This is a genomic window from Shewanella sp., assembly GCF_051658185.1.
Taxonomy (GTDB): domain Bacteria; phylum Pseudomonadota; class Gammaproteobacteria; order Enterobacterales; family Shewanellaceae; genus Shewanella.
Window position 1 is genome coordinate 1 of record NZ_JBOFMC010000446.1, and the last position, 3,141, is coordinate 3,141.

Annotated in this window: 3 protein-coding genes and 2 pseudogenes; 2 read left to right on the forward strand and 3 right to left on the reverse strand. The window is 46.7% G+C overall.

Going from position 1 to position 3,141, the window contains the following annotated elements:
- Together ACRCZA_RS16205 and ACRCZA_RS16210 are read right to left on the reverse strand one after the other, a co-directional pair.
- Positions 1-237 (reverse strand): annotated as a pseudogene (locus tag ACRCZA_RS16205) (transposase); the annotation flags it as partial.
- A 214-nt stretch (positions 238-451) separates the two neighbouring features.
- Positions 452-1,345, reverse strand: coding sequence for a LysR substrate-binding domain-containing protein (locus ACRCZA_RS16210; protein WP_438675415.1), 894 nt, complete (start codon positions 1,343-1,345; stop codon positions 452-454).
- Between the two features lie 162 nt (positions 1,346-1,507).
- On the opposite strand from ACRCZA_RS16210, the gene ACRCZA_RS16215 reads away from it, so the two are divergent.
- Complete coding sequence (locus ACRCZA_RS16215) at positions 1,508-1,951, forward strand: DoxX family protein (RefSeq protein ID WP_438675416.1); 444 nt, start codon at positions 1,508-1,510, stop codon at positions 1,949-1,951.
- Positions 1,952-1,961: 10 nt separating this feature from the next.
- The gene (locus ACRCZA_RS16220; RefSeq protein ID WP_438675417.1) at positions 1,962-2,657 is read left to right on the forward strand and encodes a pirin family protein; all 696 of its coding nucleotides are present in this window, start codon (positions 1,962-1,964) and stop codon (positions 2,655-2,657) included.
- Positions 2,658-2,950: 293 nt separating this feature from the next.
- On the opposite strand, the pseudogene ACRCZA_RS16225 reads toward ACRCZA_RS16220, so the two are convergent.
- Positions 2,951-3,141 (reverse strand): annotated as a pseudogene (locus ACRCZA_RS16225) (hypothetical protein); the annotation flags it as partial.

Genomic DNA, 3,141 nt, shown 5'->3' on the forward strand with positions numbered 1-3,141 from the left:
ATCGACTCGCAGCACCAGATGCAGATGATTGGACATCACCACAAAGGCCGCGATATCAATAGCAAAAACTGCTTCAAGTTCAAACAGTAGCGATTCAACCCAACCACGGCGATGGTCATAATTTTTCCCCGAATAGGCATCATCACCACATAAAAATGCACGCCGCACCACGCGGCTACAACAATGGTAATAAGGGGTGTCTTCAAGACTTATCTGAGTTCTGCGAGGGCGCGGCATACAAACCTCCTTGTTTAATGCTTAACCAAAGCATAGTCGGAGGTTAACGGCAGCGCCATGTAAGGTGGATGTCCATATTTTATTAAGCGGTTCAGCTTTCGCCCTACGTACATACATGAAACCAGCCACTTAACGTGCTCCGTGTGAGCGCGCCGCCGTTACAGTAGTGAGGTACGAGGACGGCGACTTGTTATTTTATTTTGACCATCTTGTGTTAAAACAACCAATTACAATGGGGTAAACGCTCTGCAAACCACGCCTGCGCTTTACCCTGACTCCCCTTGCGCCACGCCAAAAACACCGCTTGTGCGGGCCTTGGGATCTCAAGCTGACACGCAACTAATGTTCCTGAAGCCAACTCATCGACAATCAAATGCTTAGGAAGATAGCCCACACCTAACCCTAGCTGCTGGGCTTTAATCTTGGTCTGCATATTGGGCACGCGGATCACTTGCCTGCTATCAAACAAGCCACTGGAGCGCTGCGCCAAGGCGGTCGAACTATCCGCCACCACGATGGAGGGAAATTGTAATAGCGCTTCAGTCGCAATGGGATGGTCAAACTGCGCTAAAGGATGATTGGGCGCAAGAGCAAATACAAATTCTAGCATGCCGATTTCGACTAAATGATATTGCCCCTTGGGCAACTCCCCTGTCACCCCAATGGCGATATCGGCTCGGCCAGAATAGAGCGCATCCCAACCACCGCCCAAGGATTCCTCAGTGATATTAATGGTCACCTGTTTACCTAATTCGGTAAATTCGGCGATAAGTTTTAGCAGAGGTAAATCGGGCACCACAGTATCGATAGCTAAGGTTAATGTCGACTCCCAACCTGTTTCGAGTTGCCGGACGGCCGCTTCAAGCCTTGAGGTTGCAGCAAGGATCTCCCGCCCTTGGCGCAGCACAAGTTGGCCAACTAAGGTCAGCTCAGCACGCTGGCCCTTACGTTCAAATAATTTTACGCCTAAGTCGCTCTCTAATTTCTGAACTGTGTAGGTCAGTGCCGACGGCACCCTAAACAAGGATTCAGCCGCTGCCGAAAAACTACCTTTCTTATCAATCGCATCGAGCACTATTAACCCGTCAAGACTTATCGCTGGCAACATAGCAGTCTCACATTCAAATTATTTGAAATATCAATTGAAAATGTTCCGATTTTCTTTGGGTAAGGTCAAGAATAAACTCTAAATCAATCGAGATGATTAGCAAATCTCTAACGACTAGACCATTAACGAATTAATTAAAAAATTTGAAATAAGGAAGACCCCATGAAAACACTCATCACCAAATTACTGACATCAACACCCAGTTTCGCGCCATTAGCCCTACGTATTCCCATCGGAATAATTTTAATGGCCCACGGCGCGCAAAAACTCTTTGGCTGGTTTGGTGGCTACGGTTTAGAAGGCACAGGACAATGGATGGCCTCCATCGGCTTAACTCCGGGCTACTTAATGGCGCTGATGGCGGGTTCAAGTGAATTCTTTGGCGGCTTACTCATAATAATCGGCTTACTGACTCGCCCGACAGCATTGGTATTGTCCTTTACTATGGTGGTCGCGATTTTCTCGGTTCACATAGGTAACGGCTTATTTCTGAGCAATAACGGCTACGAGTTTGGGTTAGCCCTGCTCGCCGCCACACTGTCATTGACCATTTCCGGCGCAGGCAAACTCAGTGCCGACAACCTGTTAACTGCACGCGTAAAATAAGGAGTGAACCATGATCCGCATACGTAAAGCGCAGGACCGAGGACAGGCAGACTTCGGCTGGTTAAAGAGTCAACATACCTTCTCGTTTGCGAGCTATTACGATCCACAGCATATGGGTGTGTCATCCTTACGAGTCATAAACGATGACAGAGTCGCGCCAGGTGCAGGCTTTGAAACCCATGGCCATAAAGACATGGAAATCATCAGTTATGTAATTTCAGGCACCATTGCCCACAAGGATAGCTTTGGCAATATCAAGACCTTACCCGCGGGGGAGTTTCAGTTAATGTCTGCCGGCAAAGGGATTTATCACAGCGAATATAATGCATCAGACACTGAGCCATTGCACTTTTTGCAGATCTGGATCCAACCAGATACCCTAGGGATTGATGCTGGCTATCAACAACAGGCCTTTGCACAAACGGCGGCGCTGACCGCCGTTGTCACCCCAACAGGTGAACATGGCACCTTAAAAGTACAGCAGGATGCCACCTTATATCGCCTGCAACTTACGCCCAATGAGCAAGTGCAGCTGCCAACGCAAGATATGAGTCGTCAGTTATACGTGCAACTGGTAGAAGGGACGCTTAAGGTGAATGACGTTGAATTAACCCCCGGAGATGGCGCACATATTACTGCCGAGCAAGCCGTGCTATTTAGTGCAAACCAAGACCCTGTTACCGCACTGGTGTTTGATTTAGCCTGATGGTGCATTAGGAACAATAAAAAAAACCGCCAAGGTAACGAGGCGGTTTTTATGACTTAGATGACCCGTCCTAAATAGCACAGATTAAATTGTTCAGGTCTAATCCCATCGGACATTTAACTTTGAGACAGTATGCTCAATAAATTAAGAGGACAATGCCACTACGAGATTGAAAACCTGCCATGATGCAGGTTATGCTCATGTACAGTTACCGAGTATCATCATGATAAACAGCCACTTAAATAAAAGATTTTATAGTCTCGCCATTGTAGCTGATGACACAGTCTGGCCCCTCACATCTGGGTTTGCTCTATGACATAGCTTGCTCTTGGCCAGTTCTTTTTAACGACTTCTTCTAAGAATTTATGCTTTTCATTGTTGAGTTGTTCCATATTTAGTCCGATAAAAGCTTGAGCATCCGCTTTAGAATTTATCACGGGGTATGTAACTTCAGAAACGCTGATATTTTTTAAAATCTTATCTA

What these genes read in the sequence shown, in the direction of transcription:
- ACRCZA_RS16215 (WP_438675416.1), top strand. Translation starts at nt 1,508, where the DNA reads ATGAAAACACTCATCACCAAATTACTGACATCAACACCCAGTTTCGCG.
- ACRCZA_RS16210 (WP_438675415.1), bottom strand. Translation starts at nt 1,345, where the DNA reads ATGTTGCCAGCGATAAGTCTTGACGGGTTAATAGTGCTCGATGCGATT.
- ACRCZA_RS16220 (WP_438675417.1), top strand. Translation starts at nt 1,962, where the DNA reads ATGATCCGCATACGTAAAGCGCAGGACCGAGGACAGGCAGACTTCGGC.